The organism is Paenibacillus sp. S-38, from assembly GCF_049942825.1.
Lineage (GTDB): Bacteria > Bacillota > Bacilli > Paenibacillales > NBRC-103111 > Paenibacillus_G.
Genome location: NZ_CP187970.1, coordinates 7,641,346 through 7,662,343, shown reverse-complemented (window position 1 = coordinate 7,662,343; position 20,998 = coordinate 7,641,346). Strand labels below are relative to the sequence as shown.

Here is a 20,998-nt window from a genome sequence, read left to right as displayed (position 1 = left end):
GCTCGGCTTGGGCAGCGGCTGCAGCGGCCTCAGCCGCATCAGGCTTCGGGGCATCACGCGAGAATGACGGCAATTACCAGAGCGAGTGGAAGGCGGCAGCGGCTGCTTGGCCGTCGAGCTGGCAGGTGGATCTGGGTGCCGTGAAGACGATCCGCGAGGTCGATATCTCCTGGTTCATGTATAAGGGCTCCGAGGCCTACCACCAGTACAAGATAGAGTACAGCACGGACGGGACGAATTACACGACGATCGACCGGACATCGAACAAGACGTACGGCTTTACGACGGATGCGGTGAATTTCAATGCCCGCTATGTGCGGATTGCTCTGGTGAACGCGGTGCTGTGGAACAACCCGAATAACTGGTACACCCCGACATTATATGAGGTGAAGCTGCTCGGACCTTAAGTCAAGGGGGGAGCAGATCACTTACGAAGAACCGTCCCTTCCGAGGGGCGGTTGTTCTTTTTTGGGGATTGGATTCGATTTCCTTTCTCTTTCACCGGAATTTCACCGTACTGCGATAAGCTTCTTCTTGTAGGAAATAACCCAGTCACTCATTCACACATAACGCAAGAATCTGAGGAGAGGTGAACCGTATGAAGAAGAAAAAAGTAGGAAGCTGGATTGTGACGGCAGGTGTCGCCATCCTGGGCTGGGAGCTGCTGCAGAAGCTGATCTTCCATGGTCCCGGAGCGAGAGGAATGGCCGGAGGCGGACGCCACCGGGAGATGGCCGTGCAGGCATGGGGCAGCCGCCCGCGCGGTGGATTCCATTCCATGGGGCATCTGCCCATCTGGGCCGAGGTGCTGCTGCTGATCGCTTTCGTCGGCCTCGCCGGCTGGGCGTTCATCCGTTACCGGAACCGCCGGACGAAGTCGGCTGGAGCTGCTCCCGTAGGCAGCTCCATGACAGCGTACACGTCTTATGCAGAGATAAGACAGCCGGATGCAGGAACCGTGCTCGATCAATGGGAACAACAACAAATTACTCGCAAGGAGGACAAATAACATGGGGATCTTCGGAAGAATCAAGAACATTGCGGTGGCGGACGTGAACGATTTTCTCGACGGGCTCGAGAATCCAATCAGCATGGTGAAGCAGTACATTCGTGAGGTGGAAGAAGCGGCCACCCAGGCCCAGCAGGCTTACGCGAACCAGCTCGTGGCCGAGCGCCAGGTGGAAGGGCTGATTGCCGAAGCACAGAAAGCGGTGGCGAAGCGTACGCGTCAGGCGGAGCTCGCGGTCGACCAGGGCGAGGATCATATGGCGGCTCTGGCTCTGCAGGAGAAGCTCGTGCAGCAGCAGCGCCTTCAGACGTACCTGGACCAGAAGGAGCTGCTTGCCGGCCAGACGGCGGTGCTGAACGAAGAGCTGAAGAAGCTCAAGGACCTGCATGCGGTACTGCAGGACAAGCTGCTCTTCCTCACTTCGCGTGCGAATGCCGCCCAGGCGATCCAGAGTGCGAATGCCGCGCTGCGCTCCTTCGATACGAACAAGATCACGGGAGGACTGGCCCGGATCGAAGCCGGTATCTGGCGCAGTGAGGCGCAGGCTGCTGCAGCCCGCCACGTGCAGGGCGTGTTTGGCGGAGGCGCTCCGGTGAACGCAGGACTGCAGGCGGATGTGCAGGAGGAACTGAAGAAGCTGAAGGCTGCCCGCGCGCGGGGGTAAGATCAGCTGCAGGTGCAAGGCCGGCGAAGAAGAGATTCATCGCCGGTTTTTCTCCATGAATAGATTCGGCGCGCCGGACAAACGATGAAGTATATATGAGGCTGCGCTTTACATACCTGCGCTTTATATACTCTGATGGAAGAAAGAAGGAATTCCTTATGCGTAAATACAGACAGCTGCACCTGTGGATCGGGCTGATCTGCTCGGTCTTTATTCTGATGGAATCGGTTACGGGACTCTTCCTGGCCGAGCCGTGGATGATCGGTGGGGAAACCCGCACCGGCGGCAGGCCTGCTGCGGCTCCGGCAGCCGTTTCGGCCGCGGCAGCAGGAAACACGGGTACAGCTGCTGCAGAAGGGACCGGAGGCGGCCAAAGCACGCCGCCGGCCTTCCAGCGCGGAGGCGAGCAGGGCTACAGCAGTCTTATGGGGATCATGCACCAGCTGCACGAGGGGAGAGTCGGCAGCACGAATCTGCGCTGGCTGGTCGATGTGACGGCTGTGGCGATGATTATCCTCACGGTGACGGGAATCGCGCTCTCGATTCAGACCCTTCGTGCCCAAAGCAGGTCGCGTAAGCGCCGGCAGGGGGGACACGGTCCGGAAGTGGTCTGAACAGAGTACAGCAAGGTACGCTGGACCTTGCTCCAGATAGTGGACCAAGACCACAGGTTGACATGAAAGCAAGAAGCGGAGGGCCAGAGGCTCCTCCGCTTCTTGCCTTTTCGTTACTGCCTGCGGAGGAGCCGGGTGTACTTCTCATAGATGGGGGCTGTGCAGCCCCCACAGAAAAAGCCCGCCCGGCAATGCTGCCGGACAGGCCGTATCGGTTTCCATACGTTGTATGGATGTCGTGACTTCTGCTGTCTTAGGTGGTTGCTGCACCCGCAGAGGTACCCGTCGAAGTTCCGGAGGATGTCCCTGTGGAAGGACTGCCGGCTGGTGCGGTATGCTTCTGATCGATGAAGGTCTTGATCCGCTCCTTTTCCTTCTGGAGCAGGGCGTCGATCAGCTTCTGCTTGTCCACGCCTTTCTCGGCGGCGATCTCGCTGAGCGACTTGCCGGCCTTCAGGCCGTCGAGTACTTCCTGCTCGGTCATGCCGAGCACGCCGGCGGCCTCGCTCATGCCGTGGAAGCCTCCGCGTCCTCCTTTGCCTCCGTGGCCTTTACCGAAGCCCGTCGTGCCCTGCTGCTTGATCCGCTCCGCGACCTGGGTGCTCAGCTGCGCCTTGCGCTCGTCAGCTTGGGCCTGCGTCAGCTTGCCGTCCGTGACGGCCTGGTCGAGACGCGCGCTCTCCTGCTTCACGAGCAGGTCGGTCAGCGTCTGGTCGGAGACGCCTTTGGCCGCGGCGATGTCCGACAGCGATTTGCCGGACTGCAGCTCGGTTCTCAGGCCCTGAGCATCCAACCCGAGCAGAGTGAGCAGCTCGGTGTTATCCAGGGAAGCTCCATGGCCGAAGCCGCCCTTGCCTTTGAGGCCGCCGATGCGGTCCTTCGAAGCTGACTGAGCTGTCTGGGCAGCGGCGGACGTATCCGTGCCTGTCGTAGTAGCGGTGGACTGGGCGTAAGCCGTTCCGGCAATCGCCATCAAGGCGAGAGCGAGCGTCAGGGGCAGTGCTTTCTTTTTCATCAAGAAATCCCTCCAAGGTAAGTGTCGGGCCTGCCTTCGCTCTGGCATCCGGGCGGCCCATGATTTAGTATAAGGAGCAACAGTGAAAAACGGTGAAAAGCGCTCGGGCTTTCACCTGAATTTCACCCGGCGGGACTAAGCTGAAGGAGTACGGAAAAGGAGGGAATCGGGACGATGAACATACTGCTTGCGGAGGACGATGACCGGCTCGGTGAACTCGTCGCGCATATGCTGAAGAAGAAGGCGGGCTACCGCGTGGACTGGGTGATGACGGGCGGCGACGCCTACGATTACGCGGTGGCCGCCCATTACGATATACTCATCCTCGATTGGATGATGCCAGGCGGGGACGGGGTGGAGGCGTGCCGCCGGCTGCGCCGCTCGGGTTACACGGGAGCGGTGCTTATGCTGACGGCCAAGGATGCGCTGCAGGATCGGATCGAGGGCCTGGATGCGGGAGCGGACGACTACCTCGTGAAGCCGTTCGAAATCGACGAGCTGCTGGCCCGGCTGCGTGCGCTCTCCCGGCGCAATTACGCGCCGCTGAAGGAAGAGACCGTGAAGATCGGCGGCATTCTGCTGAACCGGACAGGCTGTACGGTGCAGCTGGGGGAAGAGACGATCCAGCTGACGCCCCGGGAATTCCAGCTGCTGGATATTCTGGCGTGCAACAAAGGACAGGTGCTGTCGAGGGAAGTGCTCCTCGACCGGATCTGGGGATATGATGCGGAGGTGTCGGCGAAGACCGTCGACGCCACAGTGAAGCTGCTGCGCAAGAAGCTGGAGCCGCTCGGCGGCCAAGAGCTGGTGCAGAGCGTACGCGGGGTGGGATACAAGCTTGAAGACTAGATGGAAGACTAGCTGGAAAGAACGGATGGCACGATTCCGGGGAGAGGATATGTTCGGGCGCACCCAGCGCCGGCTGACGCTCGTCTACAGCGGCGTGCTCATGCTGTTCCTGATCGTATTCATTCTCATTTTTTATTCGATTCTCCACTACATGATCTGGAAGGACCAAGAGCAGGAGACCAGTGCCCTGGCGGATCAGGAGCTGCAGGCGATTGCCCGGTATCTCGGGGACCATGGGCGGCTTGATCCCCGCACCCTCGAGAGTGAGGGAGTGCTGTCCGGTGCGGAAGACCAGCTGTTCCATTACATTGTCAGCCCGTCGGGTGAGCTGCTGTACGGGCAGGAAGCCGACCGCCGCATGCGTCCGGAGCTGCTCTCGCTGGTGAATGCGGGCCGCAGCGGCTTCACCGGCATGCATCAGGAGTTGCTTCGATACTCCGGGGACCGCATGGCCGGGGAGGGCCGCCGCCCGCCGAGGGGCTATAAGCGCGGCATGGACCAGAACCAGCCGCTGGAGTTCCGGCTTCTGGTCGCGGAGCGGCCGATCCAGACGGATGGTCAGCTGCTCGGCACGCTCTACATCGGCAAGAATGTCTCGTATCACTATGAGCTGTTCTCCTGGCTGAGATACCTGCTGGCGGGCCTGGGCCTGTTCTTCTTCGGGATCGCCCTGTACATCAGCCACCGGATGTCCCGGCGGGCCATGGTTCCGATCCAGGCCTCTTACACGAAGCAGCGGGAGTTCGTCGCGGATGCCTCCCATGAGCTGCGGACGCCGCTCAGCGTCATGCTGTCCTCCATCGACGCGCTGGAGATGGAGCAGACGGAGGAGACCGATCCCTTCTCCCGCAAGCTGCTCTCCGGCATGAAGGAAGAGGTGAAGCGGATGAGCCGGCTGGTCGGCGACCTGCTCACGCTGGCCCGCTCCGACATGCCGGAGTACCGGCTGCAGCGCGAGCCCTTCGATCTTGAGCCGTATGCCCGGAGCGCCGCGGAGTCCATGCAGGGGCTTGCTGCCGCCAAGGGGGTCCGGCTGGAGGCTTCCTTCGCCGGCCCCCTGCAGGCCGTGGGCGACGCCGAGCGGCTGAAGCAGCTGCTCTACATCCTGCTCGACAACGCGGTAAAGTACACGCCGGAGGGCGGAGAGGTGCACCTGAACCTGCGGGCGGAGGGCGGCGATGCGGCCCGCCGGCTGGTTCTGGAGGTGCAGGATACCGGCATCGGCATTGCGCCTGAGGACCGGGACCGCATCTTCGACCGCTTCTACCGGGCCGACAAGGCCAGGAATCGGCAGCAGGGAGGACACGGCCTGGGGCTCGCCATTGCCAAATGGATCGTGGATGCGCATGGCGGCTCGATTATGGCCCAAAGTGAACCCGGCAGAGGCAGTGTCTTCACTGTGCGGCTGCCCGCCGGCAGGGAGGGCTGACGTCTCCAGCGGGAGCAGGGCTTCGAAGCCGTGCTCCCGGGAACCGCCTGCACCAACAGCCGGCCCGTACGTCGTAAGCGTACGGGCCGGCTATTTGGTTTGTGTATGGGACCTCGGCATCCCTCGGCAGCACAGCTCCGGCTCACCCCTTCTTAGCCACCTTGGCCTGGTACATCCGGCGGTCTGCGGCTTGCATCAGCTCGAAGAGGTCTCGGGAATCATCCGGGTACAAAGCCGCCCCGACGGAAACGGCAACAGGCAGGCTGAGCTCTTCCGACAGCCGGGCACACTCGGCTTCCAGCCGGCGGAGCATGGCCTGCAGCCCTTCATCGTCCTTATGCTGGCCGACGATGACGAACTCATCGCCTCCCCAGCGGGCGGCGATGTCGCTCTGCCGCGTGTGGCGGACGAGCATTCCGCTGATGGCATGGAGCACCCTGTCCCCGGTTTGGTGGCTGTATTTGTCGTTAATTTCCTTGAAATTATCGCAGTCGAGGACGAGCACATAGAGCTTCACACCGTTGCGGTCCGCCAAGGCGGACAGCCGGCCGAAGGAATCGGTGACGAACCGGCGGTTGTAAAGCTCGGTCAAGGTATCCTTCTCACTGTAATATTTGGCCCGGTCATATTGGAGTCCGGCCCACCAGGACAGAAGCACGAACAAAGGGTAACCGAGGAGGTCGGCGGGGTCCACCGTACTGTCCCTGTGATAGTAGTAGAGGATGTAAGAAGTATGGACAAGGAGAACAATACCGGTTACCGTCAGTCGGCCGAAGTAGTTCAAGGCAATCACCCTTTGGGTTAGTTCTTAAGTCCTATGATTAATGGTGAGTCTATTGTAGCATGAGAAGGGCTTTTGCGGCCAATGATTATGCAGCCAAAGGGTTCGGATTCTTGTCCACCTCTTACATATGCTCCAATCTTCCACCCCGTATGCCCCCTTGGCTCAGCCATCGTCTGGGAATTGGAGGCAGGCGCGTCGTTTGCTGCTGCAAGGTGCCTCACCGGGTCACGTCAAAAACCGGCTTTCCCCACAGAAGCGGGAGCCGGTTTGGAATCAGAGCCGCCGAATCAGGAAGACATCTTGTCCTTCTTCTTGCCGAGGGGCAGGGACAGCGCGAATTTCTTGCAGGCCGCCTTTTGCTTTCCGTTGCGGTCGAAGTGCAGTGTGGCATTGATCTCGCCGCCGAGGATGATGATAATGCTCGACAAGTAGAGCCAGGTGAGCAGCACGATGATGCCGCCGATACTTCCGTATGTCTTCGTATAATTTCCGAAGTTATTGACGTAGAAGGAGAAGAGAAGCGAGGTGACGACCCAGCCGAAGGTGGCGAAGACCGCGCCCGGCAGCACCTCCTTGAAGGTCAGCCGCAGATTCGGCACGTAGCTGTACAGGAGCATGAAGACCACGATCATCGTCACGAGCGGAATGGCGTACTGGGCGATGCCCCAGATCACGTCGAAGGAGCCGGGCAGGTGCACGAACTTGTAGATCGTCTCGCCGATCAGCCGGCCGAACACCAGCATGACGAAGGCGAAGACAATGACGACGGCGAGCACCAAAGTGAAGGCGATCGAGATCAGCTTTACTTTCCAGAAGGGACGGTCTTCTTCGGCGTCATACGCCTTATTCAGCGATTTGATGACGGCGCTGACCCCATTGGAGGCCGACCAGAGCGTGGCCAAGAGACCGATCGAGAGCAGGGAGCCGCTCTGGGACTTCTGGATCTCGGAGAAGGCATCCCGGATCGTCTGGGTCGAGAGGTCCGGCAGCACCTGAGAGATGCTGTCGATGGCATCCTTTGCGGTCAGGTCCGTGAAGCTGAGGACGGCGATCAGGAAAATCAGGAACGGGAAGAAGGACAGGATGAGATAATAGGTGAGCTGCGCACCCATGGCCGGGACTTCATCGTCCTGGAACCGGCAGTACAGACTCTCGGCGAAAAGACGGAGCTTCATCTTGTGGACGGGCTTGCCGGCTTCGGTTCCGGGGGCTTGCCGGTGCTCGCCGTTATGGGAATAGCCGCTGAATGTACCCTGACTGGGCTTGCGGCCTTTATGTACGGCTTTCATCGGAGGTTCCTCCTCTCAGGTGGCCTAGTTCAAGTTACCAAGTATTTACCCGTGGCGGATAAGCCCTGAATCAAAAGGGGGGAGGCTACCGAGCGCTTCGGGGTAAGGAAGCCCCTCGGAATGATTTTCCACTCCAAGCCCCGGTTCAGCGCCCCCTTGTACGGTTAATCACCTCTTGGCTCCGGTGGAGCTTAAGCCAAGCAGGGAGGCAGAGCAGACTTATGCAGATCGAATCCGAATACATTCTGATCGTCCACACGAACGATGACATTCATATACGAAGTGTTCTGATGGAGAATGATCTGGCGGAGGCCATGGACCTTCGCCGTTATGCCGAGAGGCACCACAGCCGCGCCGAATGGGTGGAGATGATCACCAAGGAGGAGTTCAACGACCGGCTCGACCGGATGCTCTCCGAGTTCTAAGGGCGGCAGGGGAGCGCGCGAAGCCCGGATCTCTGCGGTTACGTACGGGGACCGCTTCAGGAACCGGAGGAACCGGCCGATATATAGACTAGGGCGGCGGAATCGGCCTGGATCAGGGGGAACCCTGACTGCGCTTTCTGACATAGGCCAAACATGATAGGATAAGAGGCAGGAACAAAGGAAATCGGCAGCATAGAACGGGGTGACAACAGATGTTCTTAGAAAGTTTTTTTCAACGGATGAAGCGCGGGGAGTTCAACAACTACCCGAACCTGACTCCGCTGCACCAAGGCCTCGCCTATACGGTGAAGCTGCCGGATATGGTGACGAATCTGCTGATCGTTCCCTACGAATATACCGGGCTGGCGTATATTGAGCCCTCTCCGAATCCGGGGAACACGATCAACATTTTTCCCTATTATCTCGGCCAGGTGATTGAAGAGTTCGAGCTCTCCCACGGGACGGATCTGCATAAGCCGACAACCGAGGAGGCGGTGCTCGAGAAGCTCTACAAGCATGCCTGGGAGCTGGAGCAGGCGATGGCGGCGCGCGGCGGATCGTTCGAGGACTACATGATGAAGATGAAGGGCCTCATTGATTTTTTGCGGTATTTCAATTCCGCGGTGAAGATCGGCAAGATTTCGTAATTCGGGCTTGGAGGTGGAGCGGGAGTGATCGTGGTGTTCGCCTATCTCGCCGTCATCAATCTGATCGGCTTCGGGCTGATGGGAAGCGACAAGTCGCGCGCCCGCAGGGGCGGACGGCGGAGGGTGCCGGAGAAGCGGCTGTTCCTGATCGCGGCGGCAGGCGGAGCGCTCGGCGTATGGATCGCCATGCGCGCGTTCCGGCACAAGACCCAGCACCGGAGCTTCGTAGTGGGCATTCCGGTGATCCTGGCGGTTCAGGTGCTGGCCGGGCTGTATGTCTTCGATCTGGTCCGGGTCGGAGGCTGAACAGGAGGATACGACAGAGAGCGTCCGCGCGTGCGGGCGCTTTTTTCAATATAGGGCGTGCCCAGCTAAGCACGCATCTTCTAGCCGGTGAAAGTCCGGTCGCGGGAGGGGCCAAGCCCCCGCGTAGCTTGGATACTTGCGTATGGCGAAATCTGTACGTAAAAGCGTATCGACGGAAGTGCTGTCAGAGACAGCGCGAGCAACATGTCAGGCCGTAACATGAAGTGAATCCTGCCGCGTCGTCAAAAAGGCCTCGCAAGAGGGAAAAGAGGAAGCCGAGTCTCGCCTATAAGGACGAAGGCCAAGGAAGCTGTATGGAACTTGGAGCTGCAGCGAAGAATCTTCCGGCGTATAGGGAGCGGCATGACATGAAAGAGGATGCAGTGAACTGGGGAGACCCTCCCCTGCACGGGAATTTTTTTTTTTTGAACCCGTAAAGAGACTCTCTATAAGCATGCACGGCGAAATGAGCAGTCTGCAGGAAGGGAGTCCGAGGGGCTCATACTACCGGGGAACGCAGGACAACACAATCTGCGGGAGGGAAGGGGCTCTGCTTTGTTCATGTTTCTTAAGGAGGTACGAGTCAGTGAATGCCAAGCGGCTAACGACACCAAAGGAAAACGTTCAACAACTCCAAGAGAAACTAGGTCATGCGGCCAAGGAGAATAAGAAGCGTAGATTCCATGCGCTCTATGACAAGGTGTATCGGATGGATATTCTGAGGGAGGCATGGAGGAGAGTACGAGCCAATAAAGGATCGGCTGGAATCGACGGAGAGACACTGGCGGACATAGAGGAACAAGGAGAGAACGTCTTTTTGCACGAATGTCAACGAATCCTTAAAGAAGGCAAGTACCATCCGCAGCCGGTAAGACGGCGCTACATTCCGAAGAAAGATGGAAAGCAAAGGCCGCTGGGTATCCCCACCATCCGAGACCGCGTCGTACAGATGGCAGCGAAACTGGTCATAGAACCGATCTTTGAAGCGGATTTCCAGGAAGCTTCGTTTGGATTCAGGCCGAAGCGAAGCGCCAAGCAGGCGCTGGATCGTATCCGAAAAGCATGCAACCGTAAAGGGAATTGGGTGGTCGACGTCGACATCCAAGCTTACTTCGATAACATCAATCAAGAGAAGTTGATGAAGCTGATGGAAATGCGAATTAGTGACAGGCGCCTCTTGAAGCTGGTAAGAAAGTGGCTGAACGCGGGTGTCATGGAGGAAGGAATGATTCGACGCACGGATCTGGGAACGCCGCAGGGCGGAGTCATCTCTCCCCTTTTGGCGAACATCTATCTGAACTACTTCGACATCCTGTGGGAACGACATGGGAGCGGACTGGGGGAACTCACACGATATGCCGATGATCTGGTAGTAGTGTGCAAAACAAGGAAAGAAGCAGAACGAGCCTACCAACTGATCCAGACGATTATGGAACGGCTCGATCTTACCCTGCATCCCATCAAGACGCGCCTTGTCGGGTTATGGACAGGAGAAGAAGGGTTTGACTTTCTCGGCATGCACCATCGCAAAACAAAAGCGGAAACTTCCCAAGGGAAGGTGTACTACACAACCCAGCAGTGGTTAACCCGGAAAGCGGAAGAACGTATCCGGGAGGTTGTTAAAGAACGTCTCGCACCGCCGAAGATGAGACACAAGTCATTCGCCGAACATGTGCGGTGGCTGAATCCAAAGATTCAGGGGTGGAGGAATTACTACTACACAGCCTACAGCCAATTAAAGCTGGCCAAACTGGACTGGTACATTTTGCAAAGGTTTACGAGATGGTATGCCAAGAAGAGGCAACGTGCGAGGTGGGGGAGTTCGCTTCAAGAAGTAAGGTTTCTGACCAGGCAATATGGACTTAAAGCGCTTTTGTGATCTGCATGCACATGAATGACGAACATCGGAAAGCCGTATGAGGGAAAACCTCACGTACGGTTTGATGAGGAGGGGCAGAAATTTTCTGCCCTTTACTCTAGAATGTTCTCCCCGGAAGGCAGAGCTCTGCCGCGGTTTCTTGACAGGGGTTCCACGCGACGTTATATTTCAACGTAAAAGCATAGCAGAGAACCGGAGGGATACGGATGGCCCGCAGACGCAAGGATTTGGCTCCGGAGGATCTGCTGGAGACACGGAAAAAGATTGTCGCGACAGCCCACCGGCTGTTCATGGAGCTTGGGTACCGGGCGGTGTCGACCCGGGTGATCGCTGAGGCCTGCGGCCTGACCCAGCCGGCCCTGTATCATCATTTTGCCGATAAGCAGGAGCTCTACCTGGAGGTCATCCGCGAGATTCTCGCGAAGAACGGGCAGGCTCTCGAACGCATCCGCCAGCGCGAAGAGCCGCTGGAGCAGCGGCTTCGCCGGGCCGCGGCCTATCTGCTGCTTCATGCGCCGCCGAATATGAACATCATGTTCCATGATATGCGCCATGAATTGGATGAGGCTTCGCGGGCCGCCGTGCATGAGTGGTTCCGGCAGGGTTTCGTCGGGCCGCTCGCCTCCCTCTTCGGGGAAGGGCAGCGGGAGGGGCGGCTTAGGGGACTGGAGGAGGGCGGAGCCGATCCCTTCTCGTCGGCATTCCTGCTCCTTAGCATCAGCCGCTCGATGCTGAGTACGGATCTGGATAAGGATAAGACCGGAGAGGGCCTGGACGGCCAACGGGAACAGGCGGCCCTGGAGCGGGCCGCCCTGATCGTGGATATTCTGCTGCACGGCATGGTGCGCCGTACCGGAGAGAATGCAGGATAACACGGGCTGCGTGCCGGACCCCGTCCGGAGCTTCAAGGGGGCTGCCCTGATGTGCCTTGGCGGCCATGGGCAGACGCAGCTACCGGCGGATGGTTACGCGCGTGCCGAGCGGCACCTTCGCCGCCAGGGCGTTCACGTCCCAGTTGAACATCCGGACGCATCCGTGTGAGACCGCCTTGCCGATGGAGGAAGGGTTGTTCGTCCCGTGTATGCCGTAATGCGGCTTGGAGAGACCCATCCAATAGCTTCCGTAAGGGCCGCCGGGCTGCGGAACCTTATTGATGATCGTGTATTCCCCCTCGGGTGACTGTGTCAGCATGGCCCCGACCGCGATAGGATACGTATTACGGACAATATTGCCCTCGAGCAGATGCAGCTTGCGGTCCGACAGGTCCACGATAATCCGGTAGGCCATGAACGGCTCACTTCCTCTTCGTTTGGTCCTGCAGTATCCTATGCAGAGAGGGCGCTGCACGCACCTGATCTTCCCCCTGGCTGCAGGGCAGCCTGCACGGGCAGGGAGGGCGGAGGGCTAATCCTCTTATCCTTCCGCGAACCTTATGACATTCAGAAATCGGGTGATTCCGCATGCTGCGCATCTGCGCTGTAACGACCAACCGGCAGTTTCTGCCGTCGATCTCCCTGCAGGAGATCGGAAGTCCGGGGCTGCTCTGGTATTGGGCCGACTTCAACGGGCCGACCGAGGAGGAAGCGATGCTGCTCGACCGGCATTTTCACTTTCACCCGCTTGCGGTGGAGGACTGCTTCTATCTGCTGCAGCGTCCGAAGCTCGATCATTACGAGGACGTGCATTTCATGATCATGCACTCCCTGGACCCGCTGAAGCTGGCTGCCCGGGAGGTCGATATGTTCATCGGGCCGAATTTCATCGTCACCTACCATAAGGATGCGCTGAAGGAGCTGGACGAGGCCTGGGCACGGATCCAGCGGAAGGACAACTGGAAGAAGGGGCATCTCTACGCTGCTTACTCGGTCATGGATAAACTCGTCGACCAGTACTTCCCGGCCGTTCACGAGTTGGAGGATCAGCTGCTCGGGATCGAAACCAGGCCGCGCAAACGCTCCACGCAGATGCTCATGGACGAAGTCTTCGAGATCCGCTCCCGCCTTTTGAAGCTGCGCCGGACCATCGTGCCGATGCGCGATCTGCTGTACCGGGTGATCAACTCCGACCGGATCGATGGGATCAGGGAGCAGATGTACTATTTTACCGACGTGTATGATCACCTGTTGAAGCTCTCGGAGATGATCGATTCGAACCGCGAGGTTACGGCCGACATGCGGGACCACTATATTTCGGTGAACGCCAACCGGATGAACACGATCATGAAGACGCTGACGGTCATCACGACCATTTTCATGCCGCTTACTTTCATCGCCGGCATCTACGGCATGAACTTCGAGCATATGCCGGAGCTTTCCTGGGAGGGCGGATATTATGCGGTTCTCGGGGTGATGTTCGGCCTGGGCTTCGGCATGTATCTATGGTTTCGCCGCAAGGGCTGGTTCGAGTAGCGGCGAAGCCGGCATACAAGCTCCCGGGCCCGGGCTGTCATAGGCCGGTAAGGCGGGGGCGGGCAGCTCCCGTGTGCGGCTTTCGTGGGCAAGCAGACTTTGAGAAGGGCCCCCTGTCCAAAGTAAGCTTCCAAGCCCGTGCCCAAATACGCTATAATCTAGGAGACGCTGCAGCGGCCTGACGGCCGGGCGTCTCTTTCCCGCGCCCGTCTTGGGCCGGAGAGAGAGGATAGATAAATAGAGAACATAGGATGGGAGAGTGCAGCAGTTGAGTGACATTTTGAATGCGATCATTATGGGCATCGTGGAGGGCTTGACCGAATTTCTGCCGGTCTCATCCACCGGCCACATGATTCTGACCGCGCACCTGCTCGGCTTCGAGGGCGACAGAGCCAAGACGTTCGAGGTCGTAGTCCAGCTGGGGGCCGTACTTGCGGTATTGGTGCTGTATTGGCGCCGGTTCCTCGGCTTCCTGGATGTCCGGCCCGGCTTCATGAAGCGTCCCGGCATTAACGTGGTGCATGTGGCTTTGGCGATGATTCCCGCCGTGGTTATCGGGCTTTTGTTCCGGGACCAGATCAAGGCCTTCCTGTTCGGACCGAACCCGGTGCTATACAGCCTCGTGGCCGGCGGGGTGCTTATGATTGTGGCGGAGAAAGCGCGGGTGCGCGTGACCTCCGAAACGATGGATGACATTACATACAAGCAGGCGCTCGGCATAGGCCTGTTCCAGTGTCTGGCCCTCTGGCCCGGCTTCTCCCGCTCCGGTTCCACCATGTCCGGCGGGATGCTGCTCGGCACGAGCCAGAAGGCGGCAGCCGAGTTTACGTTCATCGTATCCGTGCCGATGATGTTCGCCGCATCGGGATACGATCTCTACAAGAGCCGCGAATTTCTCACCATGGCTGACCTTCCCCTGTTCCTGATCGGTCTGGCCGCTTCCTTCATCGTCGGGATGCTGGCGATCGTCACCTTCCTTAACGCCATCAAGAAGCTGAAACTGAGCTATTTCGCCTACTACCGCTTCGCCCTTGCCGCCATCTTCTTTATTATTCTGTATCTGTAATGCTATAGGTCTGCATAACATGAACAAACACCGCAGGGCAGCTGGCCGCCTGCGGTGTTTTGGTTTGGGCAGGGACGCCGCGAGCGCTTTTTGAGGGCAGTCGTAAGCCGCTCCGGATCCGGAGCGGCTTACGACTGCCGGCAGCGCGCTTCGGGGACCGCCTCGGCGGCCAGGAGGCCCGACCGGCCCGTCCCCCCGGGGCCGGATACATGGACTGCCTGGTAAAACCACCGGCCAGGGTCAGCCCCGGCATATGTAAAAAAAGAGGAAGCGGTTCTTTCCCGCTCCCTTAGCCTGCCCAAAACAGGGCGAGAAGGACAACAAATCATTCGGATGATTCTCCGCGGTCAGGCGGATACTAGGTTCAAAAGAAGCGGCTGTACGAGCCCGCGTCTTACTTGGAACCGGCGGCCGCCGCCGCTGTGGAAGCAACTCGCTCCTGAGCCGCTTCCTCCAGCTGAGAGGAAGCCCGGTCAAGCAGCACGGCCATTTGCGCCCGTGTTGTCGGCTGGGCCGCGCGAAACGTGCCGTCGGGATAGCCGCTGACGATCCCATATCCGGCCAGCGTGCGGATGGCCTCGTAGGACCAGCGCGAGGCTGTGACATCCTTAAAGCCCGGCAGGGCTGCGGACAACGACGGCTTCAGATCCAGTGCTCGCACAAGCATAGCGGAGAGCTGCTCCCGGGTCAGCGGGGCTTCCGGTTCGAATCGGCCGCCGCCCGTACCGTCGATCAAGCCCGCGCTGCGTGCGGTTCGAATGGCCTCATAAGCCCAGTGGGAGGCCGGAACATCGGTGAACGAAGCCGCGGATGTTACGTCTGCCGCCTTCAAGTCCAGCGCCCGCACCAGGATGGCCGCGGCTTGCGCCCGCGTCAAGGAAGCGTCCGGAGCGAAGGAGGTGGAGGTCATGCCGGTCATCCAGCCTTTGTCGGCGGCAGCGAGGATTTCTTCCGTCGCCCAATGGCCTTCCGTATCCGCAAAATAAGTGCGGTTCAGCCAGTTGTCGAAATAGCTCCAAGTTTCCGCTGTTTCCTGTCCCATACTCCAGACCCCGGAGCCTTTCAGATTATATTTGCTGACGAGCTTCAGCTTCGCTTTGATCGATTCTTCGTTCTCATACCATACCGTGTAGGACTGCCCCGCCGCGAGAGGCTTGTAGCTTACCGTAACCGCGGAGCTTCCTTCCGGCAGATAGAAATTCAGGACGGGCGACGCCGTATCGGCATCGAAGATGACCGAACCGCCGTAAGAGGCGGCAAGCTGCTCGACCTTGCGGTTCGAGATCCCGAGTCCCTTGATCGTGCCGTCCTGACTCCAGAGACGTCCGTAGAAAGGAATGCCGAGCAGCAGCTTGTCGGAAGGCACACTCTTCAGCGCCTGCTGCACCGACTTCTCCACCCAGGCGAGGCTCGCTACCGGACTGGCGGTCTCTTTGCCCTCATAGGATTCGTCATAAGCCATGAGCAGAATATAATCGGCGTACTGTGCCAGAGCATCCATGTCGTAGGAACCGTGCCAGCCTTGCGTCCAGTCGTTCGGGTTGGCTGCTACTGCAACCGACACTTCTTTGTCCTTGGGAAGCTTCTCCCGCAGCAGGCGCACCAGGTCGGTGAAAGCAGCCCGGTCTTCATCCGTCACATTCTCAATATCCACGTTGATGCCATCGAGGCCGAGGCTTACAATCTTGTCCGCGATCTCCTGGGAGAGCAGCTCCCGGTTCGCGAGTGCGAGACGGCCGGCTTCCCGGCTCCAATGATTGCTGAGAAAAGGAACTACTTTGACCTGCTTCGTATGCATGGTGTTCGTGAAGCTTTGAATCCCGTCGGCCCATAAGAGGGTCCCGTCTGCCTGAATATCGATGAAGCTGGGGGATACCCGGTCAAGGGATCCCTGCGTGCGGTCCACCTGTGTAATGTAAGTGGAGGTCGAGCCTCCGTACAAATATCCCAAGCTCATGCGTCCGGCGGACTCGGCGCTGACCGGTCCCGCAGTAGGCAAAGCTGCCGCCAGAACGGCAGCGGTCACGAGCGTCTTGATGATTTTCATGAGGTTACCGCTCCTTTGCTGTATCTTTGCTTTGTATGCCCCTTATCATAGTACGGGTTCCCGGCATGATCCACGGCAAGTTGTTTCCATTGCAGTAAGGTAACGCACCCGCATGGAAAACAGCCCCCTGACAAGGCGAGTTAAGAAAGCGAATTCAATTTCTCTGTTGTCGTCCTGAAAAAACATGATAGGGAAGGCCGGACCCGTTTTTGCGTCCTCCATTATGGTGAATAACAAGATAGGAGAAAGTCGATGAATCGGAGAGGTGGAAGGAATTTGAAAAGATGTGTCGAATGTATGAACATCCAGATTGCTGCTGCCCATTGTGATACAATATGTATCTAATTTAGAGAGGACAGGTGGATTTGAAGCCTATGATTCGTACCCGTAAAGGCCCGGTATACGGCCTGATTCTGCTGCTGCTGTTTCCTGCGCAGATCCATGCTGCCGGGAGCCCCAGTGTCAGCATCCTTGCCCCGGGCCAAGGCATGCCAAGCGGCTCCGTATTGAATGTGAAGGCCGCAGTTACGGGCTTCACTGGTGTGAAAGGGGTTACAGCACGGGTGGGTGAGCGGGAAGCCCCTCTGACCCAGACCTGCATCTATGCCCAGTGTCATTGGACGGGCCCCCTCTCTCTTGAAGGATTGGCGAAAGGAGCCCAGGAGCTCAGCGTCCGGGCGGTGGATGCCGGAGGACACAGCTATGAGGCCCGTGGGGCTTTCATCTATGACGAGCCTCCGCAGCTGACCGTCTCAGGCCCAACTTCGGGCCATGTGTCGCGGGACGGCCTCTTCCGTGTGACGGCAGAGGCCTCCGACGATACGGGGGAACCGGCTGTGACCGTCAAGGTGACCGAATACCAATCGGGGCAAGTGCTGGGCTCCTTCCAAGGAGGAGCGAAGGTCAGTCAGGAATTCGATGCCCGCGCCTTCGACGGGCGCAAGCTGGAAGTTCACGTGACTGCGGCTGACGGCCGGGGCAATGAGACCCAACTGACACGCATCGTGCATGTGGAGACAAGCCCTTACTTGAGTACGGTGGAACAGGTGCCGGGGGACATTGCCGATTTTGACGACAGCCGGATCCTCTATACGGCTGCCGACGGCTCCCTGCGGATCCGTGAGCGGGGAACCTCCCGGGATACCATGGTCTTTGCCCAGCCGGGGCGGACATCGCTGGAGCAGAAGCTGGTGCCGGGCGGGGCGGTGTTCTCCCTGTACCGGGCAGGCTCGTTCTCCGACCAGGAGCTCTATTGGTGGCAGGACGGCAAGCTGACCCCTCTGGCCTCGGGCGCTTCGGTACGCAGTGCGACTTGGCGGGCGGTCTCCGGCAAGCATGCGGTGTACGACGAGTTTCCGCAGTCGCAGACGTATTATCTCAACACGGAAACCGGGGAACGCCGGGTGATCGGGTCTTCCATCTATCATGCGGATATTACGCCTGAGGGGCACCTGGTGTTCTTCGATACGGACGGCATCTACCGGTATGCGCCGGATACCGGCACGCGGACGCTGCTACTCGGGCTGGAAGGCTGGGATTCTTACGAATACAGCAATCCGGTGGCCGACGGCAGCAAGCTCGTTTTTTCGTACCATTCCAACATCTCGAAGTTCGACGGCGGCACCATAACGGAACTCAGTCCTCCTTATTCGGATGAAGAGATCGAACGCGGTGCGGAAGTTCTGCCTTACCGGGACTACCAGGCTTATAAGGGATGGATTGCGTATACGAAGGGGGACGGGACCGGCCGTGCGGTCTACTTGGAGTCGCCGGATGGCAAGGTCCGTGAAGCGGCGAATGTGGGAGGGCATCCTTCCCTCGGCCGGCTGACGGAGAACGGGACGTTCTCCTTCTATTATAACGGCCGGTTGTATCTGGGAGGACCCAAGGGAGAGCCCGCAGCAGTGGCCTCCAGCCGGGGGCTCGATGCTTACCGCGGCGGAGCGTTCTACAAGGCGCTGGGAGACACCTTGTTCCGAATCAGCCCGAGGCTCGACAACCTCCCGCCGGTCTGGCCGCCGGAAGTGGGACTGACGGTGACCGACGTGACGTATGATCATGTGCGTCTGCAGTGGGAGGCGGCCGAGGATGATTCGGGCGAGCCTCTGACGTACAACCTCTACCGCGACGGTGAGCTGCTGGGCTCGGCGGCTGATCCGGCTGGGGGGTACCTGGCGGAGGGCCTGGAGCCTGGGCGGACCTACAACTTCTCGGTGGAGGCCAAGGATAGTACCGGCAACCGGAGCTTGAATAATCCGCAGACCCGTGTCACCACCGCGCCGCGTCCCTTTGTTTCGGCGCCGCCGAAGCTGGAGCTGGATACACCGCTGGCCGAGGAGGTAGTCCGTTCGGGCGGGATCCGGGTCAGAGGGACGGCTTCCGACGACCGGGCGCAGCCGACGGTCACGATCCGGCTGCACCCGGAAGGTCTTAAGCCTGTGGACATCCCGGCATCCGGCGGGACCTCGTTCGATCAGAACCTGGATCTCTCCGCTTATGAGGGACAGCGGGTGGAGATCGAGGTAACTGCAGCCGATGACGAGGGCCAGACTGTCGGCGTGCGGAGGGCGGTTCATGTGGAGTCGGGCGGCGCGCTGCTGCCGGAGGCGGAAGCGGACGGACGCATCGTCGGCTTCGACGGGGAGCGGCTGCTCTTCATCCGCAGCGACGGCACGCTGGTGGTGCGCAGCCGGGCGGGCGGCGAAGACATTCCGGTCTTCGCGGAGCCGGATACGGTTACGGACGAGCACATGCTGACGCCGGACGGCGTGCTCTTTGCCGCCTACGGCAGCGGAAGCGGCGAGCCCAAGGGGCTCTATCTGTGGCGAGCAGGCAAGCTCACCGAGCTGACGGCCGGCGTGAAGGCCGCCGAGGGCTGGTGGATGATGCGGCAGCGAGAGCACGTGGTCTTCGCTGCGGTGGAAGAGAACCGGAACGCTTATTATCATCTCGACACCCGGACAGGTGCGGTGACACCGATCGGGGTGAAGGGGCTGAGCGGAGCCGACGCCGGTCCGGACGGCGGGTTGATCCTCTCCGACGGGACGGGGCTCTATACGTTCCGTCCGGACAGCGGAAGGCTGGAAGCGCTGCTGACTCCGCCGGACGGAGAGCGGTACGAACATCCCGAATGGGAGGGCGGTAAGCTCCTCTATACCCATGCAGGAGCGATTGTACAGTATGACGGGGCCTCGAGCACCGTGCTGAGCCCCGCGGCAGCGGATGGCGGGCAGCTGGACGGGGCGGATTACGAGGCGGCCGGGGGCTGGACGGCCTTCACCCGAAGCATGGGGGATGCAGCCGGTTCGAGGCAGATCTTCCTGCGCTCTCCTGAGGGCATCATCAGCCAAGTGACCTCTTACGAGGATCACGGCCATCCGCGGATATCCGGTCTGGCTGCCGATGGCACGCTCACGTTCTATTCCGACCGCAATCAGCTGTATGCGGTCACTCCTGCCGGGGGGCCGAAGAGGCTGGCTTCGGCGGACGGCGTCGACGGGCTCCAGGACGGCCGCTTCTACAAAGCGGTCGGCCGCACCCTCTTCCGGCTGCAGACGGGGAGCGGGACGGCTCTGCCGCCCGTTTGGCCTGCGGATGAGGCGCTGACGGTCAGCGGGGTAACGTACGACAGCGCCCTCCTGCAGTGGAAGGCGGCTTCAGGCCCTGGCGGCGTCCAAGCTTATACGGTGTACCGCGACGGTGAGGCGCTGGAGACCGTTGATGCGGCGGTGTACGCCTACAAGGCGTCCGGACTTGCGGCAGGCCGGACGTACACCTTCTCGGTAGCCGCCATAGACGGAGCGGGTCTCGTGAGTGCGGACAACCCGAGCGTGAAAGTGAGTACCCTGGGGGCTCCTGCTTCTGCGGGCGGGACGGTGACACTCCAGGCGAAGCCGGGCTTCGTCCATACGGGAGATGAGCTCGAGCTCCGGCTGCGTGCCCGGGGCGCCGCCGATCTGCGGGGCTTCCTGCTCAAGCTGGATTACGACCGGAACCGCTTTAAGCTGAACCATATTTTCCTCCACCCGGAGTTCGGGACGGAGAACAAGACGGTGCAGCTGTCGAAGTACTTGTCCACCCCGGGAAGAATAGGACTGAAGGGCACGCTGCTCGAACCGAAGCCGGCCATCAGCGGCTCTCCGGGCCTAATCACGCTTCGCTTCACGGTCCTGCAGCCCGGTGAGGGGACCTTCACTTTGGCCGGCGGCTCCGTATTTACGGACAGCCGGGGCGGCGTGCAGCCTGTTCCGACGCCCGTGACGCTGACCGTATTCGCGGACAGCGCCGATCTGAACGGGGACGGGCGGACGGATGGGCAGGATGCGGCGCTGATCTCCGCCCGCCTCGGGGTATCGGCCGGGCAGGCCGGGTACGAGACGAGGCTGGACCTGAATCAGGACGGACGGATTGACGTGAAAGATCTTCAGTATGCGGAAGCGTTAGCGGCTGAAGACAAGGCTTCGAAGCCGGCCTCTTCTTAGCGGGGCGCGAAGCCAGCGTCGACGAATGGAATGCCCCGGGCGGATGCTCCGGGGCATTTTTGTGCACGTTTCATGACAAGCAATCG

18 protein-coding genes and 1 pseudogene are annotated in these 20,998 nt (G+C 59.9%); 14 read left to right on the top strand and 5 right to left on the bottom strand.

Annotated elements, in window-relative coordinates; all coding sequences use genetic code 11:
• Positions 1 to 17: 17 nt before the first annotated feature.
• The 4 genes and pseudogenes from ACP26L_RS33375 to ACP26L_RS33360 all read left to right on the top strand — a co-directional run.
• Positions 18 to 407 (top strand): annotated as a pseudogene (locus ACP26L_RS33375) (discoidin domain-containing protein); the annotation flags it as partial.
• A 191-nt stretch (positions 408 to 598) separates the two neighbouring features.
• Positions 599 to 1,009: a hypothetical protein gene (locus ACP26L_RS33370; protein WP_426449898.1), complete on the top strand. Its 411-nt coding sequence runs from the start codon at positions 599 to 601 to the stop codon at positions 1,007 to 1,009.
• Position 1,010: 1 nt separating this feature from the next.
• The gene (locus tag ACP26L_RS33365; RefSeq protein WP_426449897.1) at positions 1,011 to 1,673 is read left to right on the top strand and encodes a PspA/IM30 family protein; all 663 of its coding nucleotides are present in this window, start codon (positions 1,011 to 1,013) and stop codon (positions 1,671 to 1,673) included.
• A 158-nt stretch (positions 1,674 to 1,831) separates the two neighbouring features.
• Positions 1,832 to 2,287 carry a PepSY-associated TM helix domain-containing protein gene (locus ACP26L_RS33360; RefSeq protein WP_426449896.1) on the top strand — a complete coding sequence of 152 codons (456 nt, stop codon included), beginning with the start codon at positions 1,832 to 1,834 and terminating at the stop codon, positions 2,285 to 2,287.
• 253 nt (positions 2,288 to 2,540) lie between these two features.
• Here the strand turns inward: ACP26L_RS33360 and ACP26L_RS33355 are convergent, their stop codons facing one another.
• Positions 2,541 to 3,302, bottom strand: coding sequence for a hypothetical protein (locus ACP26L_RS33355; RefSeq protein ID WP_426449895.1), 762 nt, complete (start codon positions 3,300 to 3,302; stop codon positions 2,541 to 2,543).
• A 174-nt stretch (positions 3,303 to 3,476) separates the two neighbouring features.
• Between ACP26L_RS33355 and ACP26L_RS33350 the strand changes: the two genes are divergently transcribed.
• Positions 3,477 to 4,151 carry a response regulator transcription factor gene (locus ACP26L_RS33350; protein WP_426449894.1) on the top strand — a complete coding sequence of 225 codons (675 nt, stop codon included), beginning with the start codon at positions 3,477 to 3,479 and terminating at the stop codon, positions 4,149 to 4,151.
• The gene (locus ACP26L_RS33345) at positions 4,141 to 5,580 is read left to right on the top strand and encodes a sensor histidine kinase (RefSeq protein WP_426449893.1); all 1,440 of its coding nucleotides are present in this window, start codon (positions 4,141 to 4,143) and stop codon (positions 5,578 to 5,580) included. The genes ACP26L_RS33350 and ACP26L_RS33345 overlap by 11 nt, the downstream gene beginning before the upstream one ends.
• Before the next feature lie 142 nt (positions 5,581 to 5,722).
• Here the strand turns inward: ACP26L_RS33345 and ACP26L_RS33340 are convergent, their stop codons facing one another.
• Both ACP26L_RS33340 and ACP26L_RS33335 read right to left on the bottom strand, forming a co-directional pair.
• Positions 5,723 to 6,364: a GGDEF domain-containing protein gene (locus ACP26L_RS33340; RefSeq protein ID WP_426449892.1), complete on the bottom strand. Its 642-nt coding sequence runs from the start codon at positions 6,362 to 6,364 to the stop codon at positions 5,723 to 5,725.
• Between the two features lie 287 nt (positions 6,365 to 6,651).
• Entirely contained in the window at positions 6,652 to 7,653 is a 1,002-nt protein-coding gene (locus tag ACP26L_RS33335) for a YihY/virulence factor BrkB family protein (RefSeq protein WP_426449891.1), read from the bottom strand.
• Positions 7,654 to 7,874: 221 nt separating this feature from the next.
• On the opposite strand from ACP26L_RS33335, the gene ACP26L_RS33330 reads away from it, so the two are divergent.
• From ACP26L_RS33330 to ACP26L_RS33310, 5 genes are all read left to right on the top strand, one after another.
• On the top strand, positions 7,875 to 8,078 hold the full coding sequence (locus ACP26L_RS33330; RefSeq protein ID WP_426449890.1) for a hypothetical protein: 204 nt from the start codon (positions 7,875 to 7,877) through the stop codon (positions 8,076 to 8,078).
• A gap of 239 nt (positions 8,079 to 8,317) precedes the next feature.
• A complete protein-coding gene (locus ACP26L_RS33325; RefSeq protein WP_426449889.1) occupies positions 8,318 to 8,725 on the top strand; it encodes a hypothetical protein in 408 nt (135 codons plus the stop codon).
• 24 nt (positions 8,726 to 8,749) lie between these two features.
• Entirely contained in the window at positions 8,750 to 9,031 is a 282-nt protein-coding gene (locus ACP26L_RS33320; RefSeq protein ID WP_426449888.1) for a DUF1294 domain-containing protein, read from the top strand.
• Between the two features lie 586 nt (positions 9,032 to 9,617).
• Positions 9,618 to 10,910 (top strand): group II intron reverse transcriptase/maturase, encoded by a 1,293-nt coding sequence (gene ltrA / locus ACP26L_RS33315; protein ID WP_426449887.1) that lies wholly within the window; start codon positions 9,618 to 9,620, stop codon positions 10,908 to 10,910.
• A 206-nt stretch (positions 10,911 to 11,116) separates the two neighbouring features.
• Positions 11,117 to 11,782 carry a TetR/AcrR family transcriptional regulator gene (locus ACP26L_RS33310; RefSeq protein ID WP_426449886.1) on the top strand — a complete coding sequence of 222 codons (666 nt, stop codon included), beginning with the start codon at positions 11,117 to 11,119 and terminating at the stop codon, positions 11,780 to 11,782.
• Between the two features lie 79 nt (positions 11,783 to 11,861).
• Here the strand turns inward: ACP26L_RS33310 and ACP26L_RS33305 are convergent, their stop codons facing one another.
• Positions 11,862 to 12,197, bottom strand: coding sequence for a L,D-transpeptidase (locus ACP26L_RS33305; RefSeq protein WP_426449885.1), 336 nt, complete (start codon positions 12,195 to 12,197; stop codon positions 11,862 to 11,864).
• A 173-nt stretch (positions 12,198 to 12,370) separates the two neighbouring features.
• Between ACP26L_RS33305 and corA the strand changes: the two genes are divergently transcribed.
• The gene (corA, locus tag ACP26L_RS33300) at positions 12,371 to 13,318 is read left to right on the top strand and encodes a magnesium/cobalt transporter CorA (protein ID WP_426449884.1); all 948 of its coding nucleotides are present in this window, start codon (positions 12,371 to 12,373) and stop codon (positions 13,316 to 13,318) included.
• A 268-nt stretch (positions 13,319 to 13,586) separates the two neighbouring features.
• Complete coding sequence (gene bacA, locus ACP26L_RS33295; RefSeq protein WP_426449883.1) at positions 13,587 to 14,384, top strand: undecaprenyl-diphosphate phosphatase; 798 nt, start codon at positions 13,587 to 13,589, stop codon at positions 14,382 to 14,384.
• Positions 14,385 to 14,778: 394 nt separating this feature from the next.
• Here bacA and ACP26L_RS33290 read toward each other — a convergent pair whose 3' ends face one another.
• Positions 14,779 to 16,431: an S-layer homology domain-containing protein gene (locus ACP26L_RS33290; RefSeq protein ID WP_426449882.1), complete on the bottom strand. Its 1,653-nt coding sequence runs from the start codon at positions 16,429 to 16,431 to the stop codon at positions 14,779 to 14,781.
• 374 nt (positions 16,432 to 16,805) lie between these two features.
• Between ACP26L_RS33290 and ACP26L_RS33285 the strand changes: the two genes are divergently transcribed.
• Complete coding sequence (locus tag ACP26L_RS33285) at positions 16,806 to 20,912, top strand: fibronectin type III domain-containing protein (protein ID WP_426449881.1); 4,107 nt, start codon at positions 16,806 to 16,808, stop codon at positions 20,910 to 20,912.
• Positions 20,913 to 20,998: the final 86 nt, after the last annotated feature.

Excerpts from the sequence above, each read along its gene's own strand:
- ACP26L_RS33370 (WP_426449898.1), top strand. The coding sequence starts at position 599 with ATGAAGAAGAAAAAAGTAGGAAGCTGGATTGTGACGGCAGGTGTCGCC.
- ACP26L_RS33365 (WP_426449897.1), top strand. The coding sequence starts at position 1,011 with ATGGGGATCTTCGGAAGAATCAAGAACATTGCGGTGGCGGACGTGAAC.
- ACP26L_RS33360 (WP_426449896.1), top strand. The coding sequence starts at position 1,832 with ATGCGTAAATACAGACAGCTGCACCTGTGGATCGGGCTGATCTGCTCG.
- ACP26L_RS33355 (WP_426449895.1), bottom strand. The coding sequence starts at position 3,302 with ATGAAAAAGAAAGCACTGCCCCTGACGCTCGCTCTCGCCTTGATGGCG.
- ACP26L_RS33350 (WP_426449894.1), top strand. The coding sequence starts at position 3,477 with ATGAACATACTGCTTGCGGAGGACGATGACCGGCTCGGTGAACTCGTC.
- ACP26L_RS33335 (WP_426449891.1), bottom strand. The coding sequence starts at position 7,653 with ATGAAAGCCGTACATAAAGGCCGCAAGCCCAGTCAGGGTACATTCAGC.
- ACP26L_RS33330 (WP_426449890.1), top strand. The coding sequence starts at position 7,875 with ATGCAGATCGAATCCGAATACATTCTGATCGTCCACACGAACGATGAC.
- ACP26L_RS33325 (WP_426449889.1), top strand. The coding sequence starts at position 8,318 with ATGAAGCGCGGGGAGTTCAACAACTACCCGAACCTGACTCCGCTGCAC.
- ACP26L_RS33310 (WP_426449886.1), top strand. The coding sequence starts at position 11,117 with ATGGCCCGCAGACGCAAGGATTTGGCTCCGGAGGATCTGCTGGAGACA.
- ACP26L_RS33305 (WP_426449885.1), bottom strand. The coding sequence starts at position 12,197 with ATGGCCTACCGGATTATCGTGGACCTGTCGGACCGCAAGCTGCATCTG.
- corA (WP_426449884.1), top strand. The coding sequence starts at position 12,371 with ATGCTGCGCATCTGCGCTGTAACGACCAACCGGCAGTTTCTGCCGTCG.
- ACP26L_RS33290 (WP_426449882.1), bottom strand. The coding sequence starts at position 16,431 with ATGAAAATCATCAAGACGCTCGTGACCGCTGCCGTTCTGGCGGCAGCT.
- ACP26L_RS33285 (WP_426449881.1), top strand. The coding sequence starts at position 16,806 with ATGATTCGTACCCGTAAAGGCCCGGTATACGGCCTGATTCTGCTGCTG.